The sequence below is a fragment of the Pelomonas sp. CA6 genome, assembly GCF_022549225.1.
GTDB lineage: Bacteria > Pseudomonadota > Gammaproteobacteria > Burkholderiales > Burkholderiaceae_C > Roseateles.
The window spans coordinates 355,631-376,475 of sequence record NZ_JAKZFD010000003.1; the positions used below are offsets into that span (position 1 = coordinate 355,631).

19 protein-coding genes are annotated in these 20,845 nt (G+C 68.2%); 9 read left to right on the plus strand and 10 right to left on the minus strand.

What is annotated here, in order from left to right; genetic code table 11:
- Nucleotides 1-3: 3 nt before the first annotated feature.
- On the minus strand, nt 4-573 hold the full coding sequence (locus tag LZ017_RS07595; RefSeq protein WP_241395999.1) for an SIS domain-containing protein: 570 nt from the start codon (nt 571-573) through the stop codon (nt 4-6).
- Between the two features lie 28 nt (nt 574-601).
- Entirely contained in the window at nt 602-1,006 is a 405-nt protein-coding gene (locus LZ017_RS07600) for a YraN family protein (protein ID WP_241396000.1), read from the minus strand.
- Here LZ017_RS07600 and rsmI point away from each other — a divergent pair.
- Nucleotides 1,005-1,919, plus strand: coding sequence for a 16S rRNA (cytidine(1402)-2'-O)-methyltransferase (gene rsmI / locus LZ017_RS07605; RefSeq protein ID WP_241396101.1), 915 nt, complete (start codon nt 1,005-1,007; stop codon nt 1,917-1,919). The two genes, LZ017_RS07600 and rsmI, sit on opposite strands and share 2 nt — an antisense overlap.
- 36 nt (nt 1,920-1,955) lie before the next feature.
- On the opposite strand, the gene LZ017_RS07610 is transcribed toward rsmI, so the two are convergent.
- Entirely contained in the window at nt 1,956-2,285 is a 330-nt protein-coding gene (locus tag LZ017_RS07610) for a hypothetical protein (protein ID WP_241396001.1), read from the minus strand.
- A gap of 177 nt (nt 2,286-2,462) precedes the next feature.
- On the opposite strand from LZ017_RS07610, the gene tldD reads away from it, so the two are divergent.
- The 4 genes from tldD to htpG all read left to right on the plus strand — a co-directional run bounded on the left by tldD (nt 2,463) and on the right by htpG (nt 7,705).
- Nucleotides 2,463-3,926 (plus strand): metalloprotease TldD, encoded by a 1,464-nt coding sequence (gene tldD, locus LZ017_RS07615; protein ID WP_241396002.1) that lies wholly within the window; start codon nt 2,463-2,465, stop codon nt 3,924-3,926.
- A 264-nt stretch (nt 3,927-4,190) separates the two neighbouring features.
- Entirely contained in the window at nt 4,191-5,324 is a 1,134-nt protein-coding gene (locus LZ017_RS07620; protein ID WP_241396003.1) for a 3-deoxy-7-phosphoheptulonate synthase, read from the plus strand.
- A gap of 51 nt (nt 5,325-5,375) precedes the next feature.
- Nucleotides 5,376-5,687 carry a hypothetical protein gene (locus tag LZ017_RS07625; protein ID WP_241396004.1) on the plus strand — a complete coding sequence of 104 codons (312 nt, stop codon included), beginning with the start codon at nt 5,376-5,378 and terminating at the stop codon, nt 5,685-5,687.
- Nucleotides 5,688-5,803: 116 nt separating this feature from the next.
- Entirely contained in the window at nt 5,804-7,705 is a 1,902-nt protein-coding gene (gene htpG / locus LZ017_RS07630; protein WP_241396005.1) for a molecular chaperone HtpG, read from the plus strand.
- 37 nt (nt 7,706-7,742) lie between these two features.
- Here htpG and LZ017_RS07635 read toward each other — a convergent pair whose 3' ends face one another.
- The 3 genes from LZ017_RS07635 to LZ017_RS07645 all read right to left on the minus strand — a co-directional run bounded on the left by LZ017_RS07635 (nt 7,743) and on the right by LZ017_RS07645 (nt 10,538).
- Entirely contained in the window at nt 7,743-8,795 is a 1,053-nt protein-coding gene (locus LZ017_RS07635; RefSeq protein WP_241396006.1) for a serine/threonine protein kinase, read from the minus strand.
- 67 nt (nt 8,796-8,862) lie between these two features.
- Complete coding sequence (locus LZ017_RS07640; RefSeq protein WP_241396007.1) at nt 8,863-9,642, minus strand: DUF2726 domain-containing protein; 780 nt, start codon at nt 9,640-9,642, stop codon at nt 8,863-8,865.
- A gap of 185 nt (nt 9,643-9,827) precedes the next feature.
- The gene (locus LZ017_RS07645) at nt 9,828-10,538 is read right to left on the minus strand and encodes a GNAT family N-acetyltransferase (protein WP_241396008.1); all 711 of its coding nucleotides are present in this window, start codon (nt 10,536-10,538) and stop codon (nt 9,828-9,830) included.
- 306 nt (nt 10,539-10,844) lie between these two features.
- Between LZ017_RS07645 and rplM the strand changes: the two genes are divergently transcribed.
- The 3 genes from rplM (at nt 10,845) to erpA (ending at nt 12,230) form a co-directional block, all read left to right on the plus strand.
- Complete coding sequence (gene rplM, locus LZ017_RS07650) at nt 10,845-11,273, plus strand: 50S ribosomal protein L13 (RefSeq protein ID WP_241396009.1); 429 nt, start codon at nt 10,845-10,847, stop codon at nt 11,271-11,273.
- 9 nt (nt 11,274-11,282) lie between these two features.
- On the plus strand, nt 11,283-11,675 hold the full coding sequence (gene rpsI / locus LZ017_RS07655; protein WP_241396010.1) for a 30S ribosomal protein S9: 393 nt from the start codon (nt 11,283-11,285) through the stop codon (nt 11,673-11,675).
- Between the two features lie 180 nt (nt 11,676-11,855).
- Nucleotides 11,856-12,230 carry an iron-sulfur cluster insertion protein ErpA gene (erpA, locus tag LZ017_RS07660; protein WP_241396011.1) on the plus strand — a complete coding sequence of 125 codons (375 nt, stop codon included), beginning with the start codon at nt 11,856-11,858 and terminating at the stop codon, nt 12,228-12,230.
- Between the two features lie 74 nt (nt 12,231-12,304).
- Here the strand turns inward: erpA and LZ017_RS07665 are convergent, their stop codons facing one another.
- Together LZ017_RS07665 and LZ017_RS07670 are read right to left on the minus strand one after the other, a co-directional pair.
- Entirely contained in the window at nt 12,305-13,426 is a 1,122-nt protein-coding gene (locus LZ017_RS07665) for an anhydro-N-acetylmuramic acid kinase (protein ID WP_241396102.1), read from the minus strand.
- A gap of 24 nt (nt 13,427-13,450) precedes the next feature.
- The gene (locus LZ017_RS07670) at nt 13,451-14,845 is read right to left on the minus strand and encodes a M23 family metallopeptidase (RefSeq protein WP_241396012.1); all 1,395 of its coding nucleotides are present in this window, start codon (nt 14,843-14,845) and stop codon (nt 13,451-13,453) included.
- A gap of 218 nt (nt 14,846-15,063) precedes the next feature.
- Between LZ017_RS07670 and tyrS the strand changes: the two genes are divergently transcribed.
- Nucleotides 15,064-16,314 (plus strand): tyrosine--tRNA ligase, encoded by a 1,251-nt coding sequence (gene tyrS / locus LZ017_RS07675; protein ID WP_241396013.1) that lies wholly within the window; start codon nt 15,064-15,066, stop codon nt 16,312-16,314.
- A 70-nt stretch (nt 16,315-16,384) separates the two neighbouring features.
- Here tyrS and LZ017_RS07680 read toward each other — a convergent pair whose 3' ends face one another.
- Nucleotides 16,385-19,771: a S41 family peptidase gene (locus tag LZ017_RS07680; protein WP_241396014.1), complete on the minus strand. Its 3,387-nt coding sequence runs from the start codon at nt 19,769-19,771 to the stop codon at nt 16,385-16,387.
- 101 nt (nt 19,772-19,872) lie between these two features.
- Nucleotides 19,873-20,766 carry a 5'-nucleotidase gene (locus LZ017_RS07685; RefSeq protein WP_241396015.1) on the minus strand — a complete coding sequence of 298 codons (894 nt, stop codon included), beginning with the start codon at nt 20,764-20,766 and terminating at the stop codon, nt 19,873-19,875.
- Nucleotides 20,767-20,845: the final 79 nt, after the last annotated feature.

The window sequence follows — 20,845 nt, forward strand, 5'->3', positions numbered from 1 at the left end:
GCCTCAGTCGCCAGCGCCCAGCAGCTGCAGGTCGACCGCGTCGCCCAGGCAATGGCTCAGCAGCCGGTGGGCCTCGGCCACGCGCGGACTGCGGCTGTGCGGCACGCGCAGCTGCACGTCCGTTTCGGTCAGCGCCGCGCGCAGGTCTTCGTCCTGGCTGCCGGTGAGGGCGATCACGCTCATTTCCTGGGCATGGGCCACCTGCAGGAGCGCCGGCGCCGCGCCGCTGGGGAGGGCTTCAAACAGCACCAGCAGGTCGCCCGGATGGCCCAGGGTCTGGATCTGTCGCATCAGCCCGGAGGCGGTGTCGCCATAGGCCATGGCCTGTCCGTCCAGCGCGATGGCGGCCAGGCCCGGCCGTTCCTGTTCGAAGCGGCCCGCGAGCAGGGCGGCCAGATAGCCCGCGTCGCCGGCCGAGGTGCCCAGCCCGGCGCAGAAGACGCGCCCGCCGGCGGTGATGGATTCCACCATCATCTGCGCCGCGGTCGCGACCGGCCGCGAGAGGTTCTCGGCGACCTGGTAGAGCAGGTCGGCGCTCTCGAAAAACTGTTGTTGTATGCGTTGCTCAAGCATCGGTGCGGATGATAAGGCCTGGCCCGGGTCAACCCTGATCGGCATCGAAGGCGCCGCGCAGCCATTGCAGCCGTTGCTGGCCGGCCTCCCCTTCGAGAGTCACGACGTCGAAGCGGCAGGGTGGGGGCGAAGGAAATTGCAACAGATAGTGCCGCGCGGCATAGACGATGCGACGCTGCTTGGCCCGCGTGACGCTGGCCGCGGCGCCGCCATGGCTGCCCGAACGCCGCGCCCGCACTTCGACGAAGACCAGGGTGCCCCCGCCATCGTGCAGGATCAGGTCGACCTCGCCCGCGCGACGGCCGGGCCCGGCCGCCACCCGATAATTGCGGGCCACCAGGCGCAGCCCCTGGCGCAGCAGATGAGCCAGCGCCAGGGCTTCGGCGTCGTCGCCCTGTGCCTTGGTGTCTGTTGTGGAGAACTTCTTGAACATCGCCTCGTCCCCGGCCCAGGCCTTCAGCGCGGCCGCCGCGGCGGCGGCCGGCCAGCAGCAGTATCCGGCCGCCACGCTGTACCTGGTGGCCACGCCCATCGGCAATCTGGCGGACATCAGCCTGCGTGCCATCCACGTGCTGAGTCTGGTTGACGCCGTCGCCTGCGAGGACACCCGCGTGACCGCGCAGCTGCTGAACTGGCTGGGGCTGCACAAGCCGCTCGTCGCGCTGCATCAGCACAATGAGCAGCAGGCCGCGCAGGGCCTGGTGCAGCGCTTGCGCGACGGGCAGCGGGTGGCCTACGTTAGCGATGCGGGTACGCCGGCGATCTCCGATCCCGGGGCCGTGCTGGTGCAGGCGGTGCAGGCGCAGGGGCTGCGGGTGCTGCCCTTGCCTGGAGCCAGCAGCGCGGCCACGGCGCTCAGCGTGGCCGGAGACACGCGGGCCCAGGGGTTCCGGTTCGTCGGCTTCCTGCCCACCAAAGCCGCGGAGCGGCGCACGGTACTGCAATCGCTGGTCGGCGCCCCTTACAGCCAGATCCTGTTCGAGGCGCCGCACCGCATCGCCGAGCTGCTGGCGTTGCTGGCCGACCTGGCGCCGCAGCAAGACCTGACCCTGTGCCGCGAGCTGACCAAGCAGTTCGAAACCGTGCACACGGCGCCGGCTTCGACCTTTCCCGAATGGCTGGCCGCCGATGCGCAACGCTCGCGCGGCGAGTTCGTGCTGGTGTTGCACGCTGTGGAGCCGGCTGCTCGCGACGAAGGCCTCCCGGAGGAGGCCTTGCGTGTGCTGCGTGTCCTGCTGGCGGACTTGCCCTTGAAGCAGGCCGCGGCCCTCGCCGCGGAGATCACCGGCGTCGCTCGCAAGCTGCTGTACCAGCAGGCACTGGCCTGGAAGGGCGATCAGGACTGAGGCCGCCTTGCGGCCAGGGGCCTCACCGGTCTTCACTCAGGGCTGGGAGGCCTTGCGCTCGTTGTGCTTCAGGCGCTTGATGTCCGCGCTGGCATGGTTTTGCATGTGCTGCAGGTGGCGGCGCTCCTTGCGCGTCACCGTGCCATCGGACTTGGCCTGGGCTTCGGTCTTGTTGATCGCGGCCTGCTCGCGCTCCAGGCGCTGGGTTTCGTGAGCCGTCAGGCTGCCGGAGGCGGCCCCCTGGGCGATGCGGGCCTGCTGCTGGGCCTCACGCTGGTCCACGCGTGGGGTCGCGGTCTGGGCAAAGCTGGTGGCGGTGATCAGGCTGGCGGCCAGAGCCAGGCCCAGGGAGAACGTGCGCTTCATCGTGGTCTTCCTATCAAAGCACGGCGAGATGCCGTTGCTGACCTTAACGACCGCTTTGAGAGGGCTGAGGACAGGCCGTTGGTGAAGCCCAGGTAAAGAAACTTGAATGGCCCTGGCGGCATCCGGCCGTCGTGTGCACCGAGTCGCAAACCCTCTTGCCTGCCTACAATCACTCGCATGATTTCGCGCGAACCCACCCTGGCCCGCCTGGCCACCGCCCGTGCCCAGCTGCTGGAGCCTTTCGGCCTGACCGAGGCCACGCTGGCCAAGGCCCTGCGGCTGATCACCGAGCACCGTGTCGACGATGCCGACCTCTACTTTCAGACCACGCGCGCCGAGGGCTGGAGCCTGGAGGAGGGCATCGTCAAGAGCGGCAGCTTCGCGATCGACCAGGGCGTGGGCGTGCGTGCGGTGGCGGGCGAGAAGACGGCCTTTGCCTACTCGGATGACATCTCCGAGGTCGCCCTGCTGGACGCGGCGCGCACCGTGCGTGCCATCGCCGCGGCGGGGCAAAGCCGGCGCGTCAAGGTGCCGGGCGAACCCAGCGTCGCGCCCAGCCGTTCGTTGTATGGCGATGCCGATCCCATCCAGAGCCTGGACAGCGCCGAGAAGGTGGCGCTGCTGGAGCGCACCGAGCGCCTGGCGCGCTCGCGCGACCCGCGCATCGTGCAGGTGATGGCCGGGCTCGCCGCCGAACACGAGGTGGTGCTGATCGCGCGCGCCGACGGCACGCTGGCCGCCGATGTGCGCCCGCTGGTGCGGCTGTCGGTCACCGTGATTGCCGAGAGCAACGGTCGCCGCGAGATCGGCTCGGGCGGCGGCGGCGGCCGCTTCGGCCTGGCGTATTTCAACGACGAGATGCTGGCTCTTTACGTGGACCAGGCCGTTGGTGCCGCGCTGACCAACCTGGAATCCCGCCCGGCGCCGGCCGGCGAGATGACCGTGGTGCTGGGGCCGGGCTGGCCCGGCGTGCTGCTGCACGAGGCGGTGGGCCATGGTCTGGAAGGCGACTTCAACCGCAAGGGCTCGTCGACCTTCAGCGGCCGTCTGGGCCAGCGCGTGGCGGCCAAGGGCGTCACGGTGCTGGACGACGGCACGCTGCCGGATCGGCGTGGCTCGCTCAACGTGGACGACGAGGGCTGTGCCTCGCAGCGCAATGTGCTGATCGAGGACGGCATCCTGAAGGGCTATATGCAGGACGCGATGAACGCGCGCCTGATGAGGGTGGCTCCCACCGGCAACGGCCGGCGCGAGAGCTACGCCCACCTGCCCATGCCGCGCATGACCAATACCTACATGCTGGGCGGCGACAAGGACCCGCAGGAGATCATCGCCAGCATCAAAAAGGGCCTCTACGCCACCAACTTCGGAGGCGGCCAGGTGGATATCACGTCGGGCAAGTTCGTCTTCTCGGCCAGCGAAGCCTTCTGGGTCGAGGACGGCAAGATCCAGTACCCGGTCAAGGGCGCGACCCTGATCGGCAACGGCCCGGACGCGCTGACCCGCGTCTCGATGATTGGCAACGACATGCGCCTGGATACGGGCGTGGGCGTCTGCGGCAAGGAGGGGCAGAGCGTGCCGGTGGGCGTGGGCCAGCCCACGCTGCGCATCGACGGGCTGACCGTCGGCGGCACCGCGTGAGTCCTGCCGCCGATGGCATCCGTGCCACAGACGCTTGCGCGCCGCGGTTGACGCGGTGCAGCATGCCGGTCTACATTCAGTCCATGCGTTCTGTCGGCAAGTTTTATTTTGCTTTCTTCTGGTTCTCGCACCGCACCGGCGGCAGGAGAGGCGAACGCGTAGCTTGAACAGCGCCAACGAACTCCTAAAGACCGCCGGGACCTCCCGGCGGTTTTTTTTCGCCCGCGCTGCCCCCATTCGAACCCCATCCAGGACATGCCCACGATGAATGCCAAGACCACCCAGCCTCATCCGTCCAGTTCGGCCGAGCGCTGGTATTCGCCCCAGGACAAGACCAGCCAAACCGACGATGAACGCATCCTGGATATCACGCCCTTGCCTCCGCCCGAACACCTGATCCGCTTTTTCCCCATCCGTGGCACGCCCATGGAGCAGCTGGTGGTCGGCACGCGCCAGCGCATCCGAGACATCATGCGTCGCAAGGACGACCGGCTGCTGGTCATCATCGGGCCCTGCTCCATCCACGATCCGGGTGCGGCGCTGGAGTACGCGCGCCGCTTGATGGCGGAGCGCGAGAAGCATGCCGACGCGCTGGAGATCGTGATGCGCGTCTACTTCGAGAAGCCGCGCACCACGGTGGGCTGGAAGGGCCTGATCAACGACCCCTACCTGGACGAGAGCTACCGCATCGACGAAGGCCTGCGCATCGCGCGCCAGCTGCTGCTGGAGATCAACCGGCTGGGCATGCCGGCGGGCTCGGAATTCCTCGACGTGATCTCGCCGCAATACATCGGCGACCTGATCTCCTGGGGTGCAATCGGCGCGCGCACCACCGAAAGCCAGGTGCACCGCGAGCTGTCCTCGGGCTTGTCCGCGCCCATCGGCTTCAAGAACGGCACGGACGGCAACATCAAGATCGCCACTGATGCGATCCAGGCCGCCGCGCGTCCGCACCATTTCCTGTCGGTGCACAAGAACGGCCAGGTCGCGATCGTCGAGACCCGCGGCAACAAGGACTGCCATGTGATCCTGCGCGGCGGCAAGGCGCCCAACTATGACGCGCAGAGCGTCGCGGCGGCCTGCGCCGAACTGGAGGCGGCCAAGCTGGATGCGCGCCTGATGGTCGATTGCTCACATGCCAACAGCAGCAAGAAGCACGAGCGCCAGCTCGAGGTGGCGCGCGACATTGCCGAGCAGATCCGCGGCGGCAGCTCGCGCATCTTCGGCGTGATGGTCGAGAGCCATCTGCATGACGGGGCGCAGAAGTTCAGCCCCGGCAAGGACGATCCGGCCAAGCTTGAATACGGCAAGAGCATCACCGATGCCTGCCTGGGCTGGGATGACTCGCAGGAAGTGCTGGCGGTGCTCAGCGAAGCGGTGCGCGCGGCGCGTCGCTGATGCACGGGCTGGCTGGGTCACAATCAGCCATCCCCACAGCAGGAGTCCTTCATGCGCAGCGAGGTGAAGATCGTCTTCGGACCGGACCAGGAACTGGACCTGGCGGTGGATGGCAGCGAGGTGTTGAGCTTCGACGCCGCCCGCCGCTGGCTGGACGAGCAGTTCGTGCGCATGGAGTGCGAGCCGATGCGCGGCTCCGGCAAGGTGCTGGTCGCCGACAAGATCCTGGCCGTGGCCGTCGCGTCGGGCCGGCCGGCATTCGACGACGCCGCCTTTGCGCTGGACTACGCCCGCGCCGTGACCGGCGCGCTGAGCAAGGCGCTGGTGCGGGTGGACATCCCGCGGCTGAGCGTGTCCTACTGACGGCGGCTTTCAGCCCCAGGCCTTGAAAAGGCCGCTGCCGCCCCCAGTTCCGGAGGCGCCAGCGGCCTTGCCGCTTTTGAAACCCTTTGTCTTTCGAACCGCACACCAAACACGCCATGGACAAGAAAACCCATGCCTTCCAGGCCGAGGTCAAGCAGATCCTGCATCTGGTGACCCATTCGCTGTACTCCAACAAGGAAATCTTCCTGCGCGAGCTGGTCTCCAACGCCTCCGATGCCTGCGACAAGCTGCGCTTCGAGGCGCTGGACGACAACGCGCTGTACGAGGATCAGCCCAATCTGGAGATCCGCGTCAGCTTCGATGAGCAGGCGCGCACGCTGACCATCTCGGACAACGGCATCGGATTGTCGGCCGAAGAAGCCATCGCCCACCTGGGCACCATCGCGAAGAGCGGCACGCGCGAGTTCATGGCCAAGCTGGAGGGCGACCAGAAGAAGGACGCCAACCTGATCGGCCAGTTCGGTGTGGGCTTCTACTCCGGCTTCATCGTGGCCGACCGCATCACGGTCGAGTCGCGTCGCGCCGGGCTGCCGGCGGAGCAGGGCGTGCGCTGGAGTTCCGAAGGCACCGGCGACTTCGAGGTCGAGACCATCAGCAAGCCCGGCCGTGGCACCGACGTGATCCTGCATCTGCGCGAGGGTGAGGACGAGTTCCTCAAGACCTGGCGCATCAAGTCCGTGATCGGCAAGTACTCCGACCACATCTCGCTGCCCATCCTGATGCGCAAGGAGGAATGGGATGCCGAGAAGTCCCAGCAGGTGCTGAAGGACGAGTGGGAACCGGTTAACAAGGCCTCCGCGCTGTGGACGCGCAGCAAGAGCGAGATCACGCAGGAGGAGTACGACAACTTCTACAAGCAGATCAGCTACGACACCGAGGCGCCGCTGGCGCACACGCACAACCGCGTGGAGGGCCGCAGCGAATACACCCAGCTGCTCTACATCCCGGCCAAGGCGCCCTTTGATCTGTGGAACCGCGACAAACGCGGTGGCGTGAAGCTCTATGTGAAGCGCGTCTTCATCATGGACGACGCCGAGGCGCTGATGCCGGTCTATCTGCGCTTCGTCAAGGGCGTGATCGACTCGGCCGACCTGCCGCTGAACGTCAGCCGCGAGCTGCTGCAGGAAAGCCGCGACGTGCGCGCGATCCGCGAAGGGTCGACCAAGCGTGTGCTGTCCATGCTGGAGGCCTTGGCCGACAGCAGCGAGCAGGCCGACAAGGACAAGTACGCGAAGTTCTGGGCCGACTTTGGCCAGGTGCTGAAGGAGGGCGTGGGCGAGGACCACCAGAACCAGGAGCGCCTGCTCAAGCTGTTCCGCTTCGCGTCCACCCATGCGGATTCCGGTGTGTCCTTCGCCGACTATGTTTCGCGCATGAAGGAAGGCCAGGAGGCAATCTACGTCATCACCGCGGACAGCCTGGCCGCCGCCAAGAACAGCCCGCAGCTGGAGATCTTCCGCAAGAAGGGTATCGAGGTGCTGCTGCTGGTGGACCGCGTGGACGAGTGGATGCTGTCCCACGTCTACGAGTTCGAGGGCAAGCCTCTGCAGTCCGTGGCCAAGGGCTCGGTCGACCTGGGCAAGCTGCAGGACGAGGAAGAGAAGAAGAAGGTGGAAGCCGCAGCCGAGGCCTTCAAGCCGGTGCTGGAGCGCCTGAAGGTGGCGCTGCAGGACCGCGCCAAGGACGTGCGCGTGACCAGCCGCCTGGTCGATTCACCGGCCTGCGTGGTGGTCGAGGAGGGCGACATGAGCGCGCACCTCGCCCGCATGCTGAAGCAGGCCGGCCAGCAGGCGCCCGCGACCAAACCCACGCTGGAGGTGAACCCCGAACATGCGCTGGTGAAGAAGCTGGAAAGCCTGGTGACGGTCAGCGAGGCCGAAGGGCGCTTCTCCGACCTGGCCCAGGTGCTGTTCGACCAGGCCTTGCTCGCCGAGGGCGGCCAGTTGGAAGACCCGGCGGCCTATGTCCGCCGCGTCAACGCGTTGCTGCTGGGTTGAGGCGGCGTCCCGGGCAGCCCGGGCGGGTTGCCCGGGCTCAGCGGAAGCCCTTGTCGAACTCGAAGTCCTCGTCGTCCTCGGGCCGGCTGCCGTAGCCCAGATGTTCGCCGTGGCCCGGGACGGCCGCGTGCATCGCCTCCAACTGCTCGCGCAGCTTGACGGTCTGGTCGCTCCAGTAATTGGGCGTTCCGAACCAGGGGAAGGCAAGCGGGAAGGCCGGGTCGTCCCAGCGCCGCGCCAGCCAGGCGCTGTGATGGATCATGCGCTGGGTGCGCAGCGCCTCGATCAGGCGCAGCTCGCGGTGGTCGAACTCGCGCACGCTCTCGTAGCCGTCCAGCAGTGCATCCAGCTGCCGCCGCGCGACCTCGGGATCGCCGGGCAGCAGCATCCACAGGTCCTGCACCGCCGGTCCGTTGACGGCGTCGTCCAAGTCGACGAAGTGCGGACCGTGGTCCGGGGTCCAGAGGATGTTGCCCGGGTGGCAGTCGCCGTGCAGGCGCAGGGTCGCCAGTGCTGGCTGGGCCTCGAAGGCCGCGGCGATCGCCGCGATGCATTGCCTGGCGGTCTCATGCCAGGCCGTGGCTTGCTGGCTGCCAACGCTGTCGTGGCGGGCCAGCCAGTCCTGCGCCTCTCGCGCCGGCGCGGCGCTGTCCCAGCGCACGCGATGTTGGAAGGGCTGCCGCTGGCCGACCAGATGCAAACGGGCCAGAAAGCGGCCGATCCAGCGCAGCACCTCCGGGTCTTCCAGTTCGGGTGCGCGGCCGCCCTGGCGCGGGCTGACCGCGAAACGCAGGCCGTCCATGTGGGCCAGCGTGCTGTCGCCCAGCATCAGCGGCGCGACCACTGGCACCTCGGCCTGCTGCAGCTCCTGGGCGAAGGCGTGCTCCTCCAGGATCTGCGCATCGCTCCAGCGGCCCGGGCGGTAGAACTTGGCGACCACGGCGCGGCCATCCTCCAGGTGCAGCTGGATGACCCGGTTCTCATAGGAGTTGAGCTGCAGCATGCGGCCATCGCCATGCAGGCCCACGCGGGCCAGCGCGTCCAGCATCCGATCCGGGGTCAGTTGGGCAAAGCCAGGGTCCAGGTTCATCGCAACACGCTGCTCCAAGAGAAACGGCGCCCAGGCTGGGCGCCGCTCTCGGGATTGGAGCATAGCTTCAGCGCTGCCGGTAACGCGGCGTGTCGACCACCACGCCGACGATGTCATGCGGCGCGTCGCTGTCCGGGTAGCGCTCTGGCACAGGCCTGTCGGCTGCGCTTCGCTCAGCGCCGAATTCGGAGCGCATGGGCTCCATGCCGGTGTAGGAGTCGTACCGACTGTCCGGCGAAAAGAAGGAATCCTGGAACATCGCCGAGTCCTGCCAGAGCGCGGGCCGGCCATAGCGGCGCGAGGCGGCCATGGGCGCCGGAGCCGGGCGCTGCGCCGCGGACTGCGGTGCGCGCGCGCTGCTGTTGCTGAACGGAACCAGCAACTGCAGCTCGGCGGTGCTGGGCAGGCTGTCTATGGTGCAGCGCAGGTAGCGCACCCGGCAGGCGGTGAGTACCGACTGCTTGATCTGCAGGCTGCGGGTTGCGCTGTCGCGTCCGTGGTCCAGATCCACCGCCGCCAGCACTCGCCCATTGGGACTGCAGATCGCGAAATTGACGCTGATGCCGCCCAGCAGGTCGTACCAGAAGCGGACTTCCCTGGCCTCCGTGGGCTGGCAGAAGCGCACCAGCGGCAGCTTGCAGAGGACCACATGGTGGGGCAATGCCTCGCGTAACAGCCGGAAGAGGCGCCGCTCGTCCGCGCTGAAAACCGGGCGCGCCGCCAGTGCCCAGGCCGTGGGCAGTGGCCTGGCCTTGGGGGCGGGGCGACGCCAGAGCCAGCCGCCCAGCATGGCCAGCAGCGCCAGGCCGGAAACGGCGGCAATGATCCACGGCAGACTGTTGTACATATGCCTGGGGGAGGGCAGGTGGAGCGACACGCCGCGGCCCGGACGCCACCGAAGCTCGGCGCAGCTGCCGGCAATGTAAACGACAGATGTTACGAAGTGCAGCCGTGAGCCCCCCAATCGGTGGGGGCTGGGCGCTAGTGGTTTGCGCTAATCCGCGCAGCGCACGGGCTGGCTGGAACAGCCGCTTACTGCTTCGCGGCCTTGCCGGCGTCCCCGTATTGCTGCTTGACCTCGGCGACACCGTCGATGAAGTCGCTCAGGTTGCGCAGATGGCGTTTGAACTGGAAGTCCAGCTCGGCCATGTGGCGCTCGATCGCCTCGCCCACATGGGAACTCACCGAATCCGGCGGCAGGCGCAGCCAGCCCTCGGATTCGCTGCCGTCTCGCTCAACCGTGGCGCCAGCATTGCGTGCGATACGCAGCATGGGGGCGTTCTCGCTGAGTGCGTGGATGAACAATGTGTCGATGCCGCGGTTGCGCGCATGCAGTGCGGCATGCTCGAACAGCCGGGCGCCGAAGCGGCGGCCACGCGCCGAGGGCAGCACCGACACGCCGAACTCCGCCATCGCCGGGCGGCCCTGGATCTGGGGCGCCGGCTCATAGGCCAGGTGGGCCATCGCGATCAGCTCCAGCTTGCGGTTGAAGATGCCCAGCACCTCGTCGCGTTCGAAATCCAGGCCATTCGCATATTTCTGGATCTGCTCGTCCGAGGCCGGATAGCCAAAACGCAGGTAGCGATCACGCTCGCCCAGCGATAGCAGGTGCTGCGCGATGCGGCGACGGTGGCGGCGTGCCAGTGAGCGCACCGGCACCCAGTCGGCCCAGCGCTGCAAGGCCGCGGGCGCGCGCCAGCCGCTGCGGTCGGGGGAGGGCTTGGGGGAGGGGGTGTCGCTCATGATGGCTAAGTGTTAACCCTGATTTTAACGGGAGCGGGCGCCGCCGTGTCGGGGCTTGGCTCCAGGCAGACCCTGGCGTGCTGCGGTCAGCTCTGCTATAGTCGCGGACTTTCCCGTAATTGGCTGCGGGGGAAGACCGTCTGCGAGAGGCTGCAAACCGGGTCGAATGCACGAACTCTAGTGCTTTTTCCTGGGTTGGAACCATGTTCCGGCGACATAAGCAGCACCGAGCGCGGTGTATTTGACAGCCATCAGATTGCTCGAGGTTGGACGTCAAGACCGACCCCGGGCCTACGAAAGAAACTCATGAAGACCTTCAGCGCCAAGCCGGCCGAAGTGAAGCACGAGTGGTATGTGATTGACGCCACCGACAAGGTGCTCGGACGTGTTGCCAGCGAAGTGGCACTCCGTTTGCGCGGCAAGCACAAGGCCATCTACACGCCTCACGTCGATACCGGTGACTTCATCGTCATCGTCAACGCCGACAAGATCCGCGTCACCGGCAACAAGGCCACCGACAAGGTGTACTACCGTCACTCGGGCTTCCCCGGCGGCATCTACGCCACGAAGTTCAAGGACATGCAAGCCAAGCATCCGGGCCGTGCCCTGGAGAAGGCCGTGAAGGGCATGCTGCCCAAGGGTCCGCTGGGCTACGCGATGATCAAGAAGCTGAAGGTGTATGCCGGTGCCACGCACCCGCACACCGCCCAGCAGCCCAAGGCGCTGGAAATCTAAGGAGCGGTGATGATCGGAAACTGGAACTACGGTACCGGCCGCCGCAAGTCGTCGGTCGCGCGTGTCTTCATCAAGAAGGGCACGGGCCAAATCGTCGTCAACGGCCGCCCCATCGAGCAGTACTTCGGCCGTCAGACCTCGATCATGATCGCGCGTCAGCCGCTGGTGCTGACGAGCAATGGCGAGGCCTTTGATGTCAAGATCAATGTGCACGGCGGTGGCGAATCCGGCCAGGCCGGTGCCGTGCGCCTGGGCATCACCCGCGCGCTGATCGACTATGACGCGGCCCTGAAGCCCGAACTGAGCCGCGCCGGCTATGTCACGCGTGACGCGCGTGAAGTCGAGCGTAAGAAGGTCGGTCTGCACGGCGCTCGTCGCCGGAAGCAGTTCAGCAAGCGCTGATGCTTGCCGGGCCCGGTGCTGCCGGGCCTGCGCTCCGGGTGTTGGCATCCGGATCGACTCTCAAGGCCGCTGCTTGCAGCGGCTTTTTCATTGTTTCTTCCGCTCTGCCCCGCGCCCTGCGCGGTCATTGCGCCTGGGCCATAATCAACTTATTTCCTAGTAATTTCATCAGGATCCAGCATGAGCGCAGTTCTTGACACCTCCACCGCCGGCACGGGCGACATGCCGGCTCCCCTGGTCTTCACCGACAGTGCCGCCTCCAAGGTGGCTGAGTTGGTGGCAGAAGAGGGCAATCCGGACCTGAAGCTGCGCGTCTTCGTGCAGGGCGGCGGTTGCTCGGGCTTCCAGTATGGCTTTACCTTCGACGAGGCCGTCAACGAAGACGACACCCAGATGAACAAGAACGGCGTCACGCTGCTGATCGATGCGATGAGTCTGCAGTACCTGATGGGCGCTGAGATCGACTACAAGGAAGACCTGCAGGGCGCGCAGTTCGTGATCAAGAATCCGAACGCCACCACCACCTGCGGTTGCGGCTCCAGCTTCACCGTGTGAGTTTCCCGGCCCGGTCATCCCGGGCCGCGCTGTTTCGGAGCCGGCTTTTCTTGAGTCGGCTTCTTGAGTGGGTGTCAGGCCGGGCTGAAGCTGCCCAGCACGCGGTGCCCGCGGGCGCCGGTCACCGCGGGCAGGTTGCCCGGCAGCTGGTGCAGCCAACGCATGGCCAGCCAAGCGAAGGCGGCCGCCTCCATCTGCATCGCGGGGATGCCCCGCGAGTCGGTGCTCATCACGCGGCTCACGGGCAGTTGGGCTTGCAGCTCTTGCATCAATCGGCCGTTGAGGCTGCCGCCGCCGCAGACCAGCAGTTCCTCATAGTTTCCCTGTCCCCAGCGCCGCAGGCTGTCGGCCACGCAATGGGCACTCAGGGCCAGCAGCGTGGCTTGCACGTCGACGGGGTGGGCGTCTGCGGCGTGGTCGGCTTGATGCCGGTCCAGCCAGGCGGCATTGAAGAGGTCGCGTCCCGTGCTGCGCGGCGGAGCCTGCTGGAAGTAGGGCTCGCTGAGGAACGACTGCAACAGTTTGGGCAAGACCTGCCCCTGTGCCGCCCAGCGGCCATCGGCGTCATAGGGCTGTCCTAGATGCCGAGAGGCCCAGAGGTCCATCAGGCAATTGCCGGGGCCGCAGTCGAAGCCGCGGGTGTCGCCATCGGCTCGGAGCAGGCTCAGGTTGCTGATGCCGCCCACGTTCAGCACGGCGATGTTGGCGTCCGGCCGCCCTAGCATGGCGCGGTGGAAGGCGGGCACCAACGGGGCACCCTGGCCGCCGGCGGCCAGGTCGCGGCTGCGCAGGTCGTGCACGACGCCGATGCCCGTCAGTTCCGCCAGCAGTGGAGCGTTGAGCAGCTGGAGGCTGAAGCCGGTGCCGTCAAAGGCGCCCGGGCGGTGACGCACCGTCTGGCCGTGGGCGCCGATGGCGCGGACCTGTGCGGGGCGGATGGCCAGTTGCTCGAGCAGTGTCAGGCTCAGCGTTGCATAGCAGCGCGCCACGCCGTTGGCGGCCAGCGCCGCGCGTTGCAGCTCGTCGTGACCACCGCTGTCGTTGAGCGCCATCAGTTCGGCGCGCAAGGCTTCGGGAAAGGGCAGGAAACGATGGCCCAGCGGATGCGGGGTCGTGCCGTCGGACAGTTCCATCAGCACCGCATCGACGCCGTCCAACGAGGTGCCGGACATCAGTCCAAGGTAGAGCTCGCGCATCATCGCGCGCCGCCTTTCCCGGGCTTACTCGGCGCTCAGGCCGCCGCCCAGCCCGGAGGCGAGCTCCAGTTGGGTGCGCGCGCTGGCCATCTGCTGCTGGAAGGCCGTCTTCGCGTGGGTCGGCAGGACCAGGGCTTCGGATGCACGTGCCACGGCGCGCGGATCCATCTGCTTGCCGCCGACGCGGAACTCGAAATGCAAGTGCGGGCCGGTGGCCCAGCCGGTGGCGCCGACCGCGCCTATGCGCTGTCCCTGCTCGAGTTTCTGGCCTTTCTTGACGTCGATGCGGCTGAGGTGGGCATAGACGGTACTCCGATTGCCACTGTGGCGCACATGGACCACATTGCCGAAGCCGTTCTGCCAGCCCGCGAAGTCGACCGAGCCTTCGCCGACCACGCGCACCGCGGTGCCGGTGGGGGCGCCGTAGTCCACGCCCAGGTGCTGTCGCCAGGTCTGCAGGATGGGATGGAAGCGCATCGCGAAGCCCGAGGTCACGCGCGAGAACTCCAGCGGGCTGGCCAGGAAGGCGCGGCGCTTGCTCTGTCCGGCGAAGTCGTAATAGCTGCCCTTGCCGGAACCGCTGTCGCGGAACCACAAGGCCTGGTAACTTTTGCCGTTGTTGACGAACTCGGCGGCCAGCACGCGACCCGAGCCGCCGTCCCAGTTCACCGGCTCGCCATCGGCGGTGAGGGACTCGTAGACCAGCGAGAAACGATCGCCCTTGCGCAGTTCGCGGTGGAAATCGATGTCGCCGGCGAACATGTCGGCCAGCTGCGAGGCCACGCTGTCGGGAATGCCGGCATCGTCGGTGGCGGCGAACAGCGAGCTGTTGATGGTGCCGCTACCCAGGCGGATCTGCGATTGCAGGGGCACGGTTTCGGTCTTGGCGACGAAGCCCCCCTGTGCCAAGCGCTCGATGCTCAGACGCGTGAAATGGGTGGCTTGCAGTTCGGGCTTGTCGGCCGGGAAGCGGGCGACCAGCTTGTGCACCGTGCCGCCGCTGCTGGCGACCAGCTGAATGCGCTTGCCGGCGCGGCCTTGCAGCACCAGCCGGGCGGTGGCGTCTTCGCGCAGGAAGCGGGAGGCCTGCGGGTCGAAGGCGCCCATGCGTTTGAGCAGGCTGTCGGCGGTGTCGGCGGCGCGCGTGATGTCGTTGCGCGACAGGCCCAGGTCATGGCGAGCCAGTTCGGCCAGCTGCTGGTCGAGGTCGTCGATGCGGATCTGCTCGGAAACCTGCTGTCGAGGCAGATCGCTGGCGTCGGGGGCCAGCGGGGCAATACCGAAGGCGGTCACTGCAAAGCCGCTCAGCAGACCGACCACGGTGCCGGTCAGTGCGCGCGGATGCCGGGCCGCGAAGGCTTCGGCGCGCGCCTGCGCCTGCGTCAGCGCGCGCTTGCATTCCTCAGTCCAGTGCTTCACTCGTTCGGGTCCCAGGGCACTTGTTGTAGGCCGTGCGCTTGCCGCTGCGGCCCGGGCGTCCGCCGTAGGCGGCGTCCACTAGAATTCGGGGGCTCAGGCACGGGTCCAGCGGGCCCGGCAAAAGCAGCCGCGAGTATACCCAGCGGCCTGCCGGCGCAATGCCGAGGAAACACCATCCAACTCCATCCCGGTCCGCCGCGTGCGGACTGCGTAGCGCAATGTCCGAATCGCGAACCCAGAACGAGGCCCCCGTCCCCAGCCATCCCGTCACCGAGCGCGTGCAGGAGGCCATGGCGCAGTCGCTGCGCGGCTGCGACGAGCTGCTGCCGCAGGACGAGTGGCTGAAGAAGCTGGCGCGCGCGGAGGCCACCGGCGTGCCGCTGCGCATCAAGCTGGGCCTGGACCCGACGGCGCCGGACATCCACCTGGGCCACACCGTGGTGCTCAACAAGATGCGCCAGCTGCAGGATCTCGGGCATCAGGTCATCTTCCTGATCGGCGACTTCACCTCGACGATCGGCGATCCGTCCGGGCGCAACACCACGCGCCCGCCACTGACCGCCGAGCAGATCAAGGCCAATGCCGAGACCTACTACAAGCAGGCCAGCCTGGTGCTGGATCCGGCCCGCACGGAGATCCGCTACAACAGCGAATGGTGCGACCAGCTGGGCGCGCGCGGCATGATCCAGCTGGCGGCCAAGTACACCGTGGCGCGCATGATGGAGCGCGAGGACTTCAGCAAGCGCTTCGCGGCGCAGACCCCGATCTCGGTGCACGAGTTCCTCTACCCGCTGATGCAGGGCTATGACTCGGTGGCGCTGAAGGCGGACCTGGAGCTGGGCGGCACCGACCAGCGCTTCAACCTGCTGATGGGGCGCCACCTTCAGGGCGAGTACGGTCAGGAGCCGCAATGCATCCTGACCATGCCGCTGCTGGAGGGGCTGGACGGCGTCGAGAAGATGTCCAAGTCCAAGAACAACTATGTGGGCATCACCGAGCCGGCCAACACCATGTTTGCCAAGATTCTGTCGATCAGCGACGAGCAGATGTGGAAGTGGTTCGAACTGCTGAGCTTCCGCTCCATCGCCGAGATCGCCGCGCTCAAGGCCGAGGTCCAGGCGGGCCGCAATCCCAAGGATGCCAAGGTCATGCTGGCCAAGGAGATCACGGCGCGCTTCCACAGCGCGGCCGCGGCCGATGCGGCGGAGCAGGACTTCAACAACCGCGCCAAGGGCGGCATCCCGGACGACATCCCCGAACTGAGCCTGACCGGTGCGCCGCTGGGCATTGCCGCGCTGCTCAAGCAGGCCGGCCTGGTGCCGTCCAGCAGCGAGGCCATGCGCATGATCGAGCAGGGCGGCGTGAAGATCGACGGCGCCGCGGTCAGCGACAAGGCGCTGAAACTGGACGCCGGCTGCTATGTCCTGCAGGTGGGCAAGCGCAAGTTCGCGCGCGTGACCCTGGCCTGAATCGGCACCCGTCGGCCCGGCCGCCACGTCGGGCGGCCGGGCCCTGTGTCGCCCCCGCAGGGGCGTCGGCTCACTGCTTGATGGGTCGCAGGTAGGCGCCCGGCGTCGGCAGCTTCACCGGCTTTTCGTCGATCGCTTTTTTCAGGACCTGGATCGCAGCGTCCAGTTGCGCGTCCTGGCCCATCGCGGTGGCGCGCGGCGGGTTGTCCACCTCGATGTCGGGCGTCACGCCCTGACCTTCGATGATGAAGCGGCCTTCGGGCGTCATCTGGCCGAACTCGGCGGCGCGCATGATGCCGTTGTCGATGAGCCGGTTCTGATCGGACAGCCACACGCCGGCGCCCGAGGTCGTTTTGCCGATCACAGGCCCCAGGCCCAGGCGCTTGAAGCCCTCGGAGAAGGTCTCGCCGTCGGAGTAAGTCTCCTCGTTGGCGAGCACGACGATGGGGCCGCGGAAGGCCTGCTGCATGTTGGGATAGGGCGCGGCACCCGAGGGCGAGCGGGCCTGCCAGTACATCCAGGCGCGGCGCATCAGCTTCTCCAGGATCCAGCTGTCGATGTTGCCGCCGTTGTTGTAGCGCACGTCGATGATCAGTCCCTCGCGGTCCACCTGGGCATAGAACTCGCGGGCGAAGTCGGCGATGTCGGCCGGCCCCATCGCGCGCAGGTGGAGGTAGCCGATGCGGCCCTGGCCGGCGGACTGAACCAGGGCGGCGCGCCCGTAGCGCCAGTCGTTGAGGCGCAGCTGGGCCTCGCGGGCCGCGTCAACCGGCGTGACCACGACCTGGCGGCTGCGGCCGTCGGGCTCCTTCAGCTGCAGCAGCACCTGCTTGCCGGCCTGACCGCGCAGCAGCTCAGACGGATGGGCGACGCCAGCGGCGGCGCGGCCGTTCACCGCGGTGATCACGCTGCCGACGGCGATCTGCAGGCCGGGCGCGGACAGCGGACCGGCCTCGGACGGCAGCTCGGGGTCGCCGCTGTAGAGCTTGGCGACGCGCCAGCCGGCCGGGTCGGCGACCAACTGCGCGCCCAGGCCCGCGAGCCCGGGCTCTTCCGGCCCCTTGCGCACATCGCTGGCGGCCACCTGGCTGTGCAGCAGGCTCAGTTCGCCCACCAACTGCTGCATCAGGTCGGCCAGTTCGCCGCGCTCGGTGACGCGCTCCACCAGCGGCTCGTACTTGGCGCGCATCGCGGCCCAGTCGACGCCGTGCATGTTCTTGTCGTAGAAGAAGTCGCGCTGCATGCGCCAGGCGTCGGCGAACATCTGGCGCCATTCGGCGCGCGGGTCGGTGGCGATCTGCCAGTCGCTCCAGCCCACCTGATGCTTGGCGAGCTCGGCGGGCAGCTTGGCGGCGGCGTCGACGATCAGGATTTCCGGCGTCGCGCCCGGGGCGCCGCGGCGCAGCATCAGCTTCTTGCCGTCACGGCTCAGGCCGAACTGCTGCACCTGCTCGGACACGGTCTCGGTCTTGCTCTCTTGCGGGCCGATGTTGAGCAGCTTGAGCTGCGCGTTGCGGCGCGCGCCGTCCAGCAGCCACAGCCGCTTGGCGTCCACCTGCAGCTCGCTGTAGTTGCTGGCGGCCACGGGCACCTCGTAGAGGCGCTGGGCCAGGCCGGCGGTGACGATGGCGGGCAGGTTCTTGGGCGCGGGCTTGGCGTCGGACTTCGCGTCACTCTTGGCGCCGGAGGCCGCGTCCGCCTTGGCCTCGGGCTTCGCGTCGGCCTTGTCGGCAGCCAGCTCGTCCGTGGCGGCGAAGGGGAAGCGCAGTCCGGGTTGCAGCGCCAGCGCATAGACCTTCCAGGCGCGGTCGAACTGCGGGCCCATGTTGCGGTCGCCCCAGGGGCCGCTGGTGTTGGTGGCGCCGAACTGGCGGCGCGACAGGAAGTACAGCCATTGGCCGTCGGGGCTGAAGGCCGGCGAGGCGCTGGCGTAGCGGTCGCTGGTCAGCGGCAGCGGCTGGGGCTTGCCGTCGGCGACCATCACCAGCATCAGCTGCTCGCGCCAGGGATTGCGCAGGTTGCGCGTGTAGGCCAGCGCGCGGCCGTCCGGCGACCAGCGCAGATCGGCGATGCCGCCGCTGACGGTGTCGCGGTCGAGCACGCGGGTGGACTGGGCGATGTCCTTGGCCTGCAGGTCGGTCAGGTGCAGCCGGCCTTGCTTGTCGGTGTGCGCGATCCAGCGGCCGTCCGGCGACGGCAGCAGGCTTTGGCGCATCGCGTCGGCGCCCTGGGTGATCTGCTGCGGGGCGGCCAAGCCATTGGCGGCGAAGCGCCAGATTTCCAGCTCGCCGCTGTAGTCGCACAGCGCGAACACGCTGCGGCTGTCGGCGCTGAACTCGGCGTCGCGGCAACGGCCGGCATCCGCCAGCCCGGCGGGCGCGGCCAGCTCGGCACGGCGCAGCGGGGTCACGCCCTGGGTGGCCAGGCGGCCGCGGCTGGTCAGCACCACGCGTTCGCCGTTGGGTGCGAAGGCCGTGTGGGTGAGGAAGTCCTGCGGCTTGGCGACCCAGCGCTGGCGCTGCTGATCGAAATCGCCGGACAGCTGGATCGCCAGCTTTTGCGCGGCCGCGGCCTGGTTCAGGTCCAGGCGGTACAGGTCGGCGCCCAGCGCATAGACGAGCTGGCTGCCCCCGGCGCGCGCGTCCAGGCTGGCGTGACGCACATCCCAGCCCTTGTGTTGGGTGTGCTGGCGCAGGTCGCGGCCCTGGGCGTCCACCGACCAGACGTTGAAGCTGCCGTCACGGTCGGACAGGAAGGCGATGCGCTGCGCGCCCGCGGCGTCGCGGTAGGGCATGGGGCGGCGGTCGTTGTGGCCCTCGGCCAGCAGCGGCCTGGCCTCGGCTTGGCTGGAGAGGTCCAGCACCCACAGCCGCGCGATCGCGCCGCCGCGGTACTGGCGCGCGTTGTCGCCGCGCAGGCCGTTGCGGGTGAAGTACAGGGTCTTGCCGTCGGCCGACAGCGCCCCGTCGCTGGCCTGGCCCACCGGCAGGCTGCGGCGCTTGGCGCTGGACAGGTCCACCGCATGCAGCTGCGTGCCGGGCTGGCCGCTGTCGGTCGGGCCGGTGTAGAGCACCTCGCCCTGCGCGGTGATGCCCCAGACCTTGAGCTGGTTGCTGGCATGCCAGCTCAGGCGCTTGGGCACCCCGCCGGCCACCGGCATCACATAGACATCGCCCGCGCCGCCGTCATACTGGCCGACGAAGGCCAGCCAGCGGCCGTCCGGCGACAGCGCCGGCATGGTCTCGGCGCCCGCATGCGTGGTCAGCCGTTGCGCGGGCCCGCCCTGGACGGCGCTGCGCCACAGGTCGCCCTCGGCGACGAAAACCAGTTGCTCGCCCTGCAGCGCGGGCTGGCGGTAGTAGCCGGGGTTCTGCGCCTGCACGGGCGTCAGCAGCAGGGCCATCACGGTGCCCAGCGCGGCGGCCAGGGGCGAGAGGCTTGGGGTGGCGTGTTTCACGGTCGTCCTCTTTGTTGTCAGCGCCATGGGGGTGGCGTCGTGGTTGCCGCAGCGGATGGCGGCGGGATCGCGCGGCCGCATTGTGGCGGCCGGGGCACGGCTCAGGCGTTGGTCACGCCCGCCGCCACATGGCCGGAGGGCACATGGGGCGCGGCGCCCATGACATGGCCGGCCTGGTCGTCGAAGAAGAAGTCGGGCTCGAACTCGCGCAGGAATTCGCCCTTGGCCAGTCCGCCCAGGAACATGGCCTCGTCGACCTCGATGTGCCAGTCCATCAGCGTGCGGATCGCGCGCTCATGCGCCGGCGCGCTGCGCGCGGTGACCAGCGCGGTGCGCAGCTTCATCTGGCCCTGGGTCTGCTGCTGCAGCCGCTGCAGCGCCTCCAGCACGGGCTTGAAGGGGCCGGGCGGCAGCGGCGTGCGGGCGCGCGCGCTCTCGTGGTCGCGGAATGCGTCCAGGCCGTCGCGCTGGTAGACCTGCTCGGCCTCATCGGAGAAGAGCACCGCGTCGCCGTCGAAGGCGATGCGCAGCTCGAAGGGATGGGCGCTGGACGCGCGCGCCGACTCCGGGAAGACGCGCGCCGCCGCCACGCCGGCGGCCAGCGCCGAGCGCACGTCGGCCTCGTTGGCCGACAGGAAGAGCTGCGCTTTCAGTGGCCGCAGATAGCGCCAGGGATTGGTGCCGCGCGTGAACACGCCGCGCTCAATCGGCAGACCGTAGTGCTGTGCCGAGCGGAACACCCGCAGCCCGGAGATCGGGTCGTTGCGCGACAGCACGACCACCTCCACCTGCGGTTCCGGGGCGCTGAAGCCCAACAGCTTGTTGACCAGCGAGAAGGCCACGCCGGGCTTGGCCGGATGGTCCAGGCGCTGCTGCTGCAACTGCATGTAGGCACGGTCGTCGCTGGCTTCGAAGACCTGGTTTTCCTCTTCGAAGTCGAACAGCGCACGCGATGAGATGGCGACCACCAGTCGCCCGTCCAGGGTGGCAGGCATGGCGCGCATGATAGTGGCGCCATGGCGCGCCGCGTCCGCGGGGCGACCCGGAGGGTCGCTATCCGCGCAGCGCCGATGC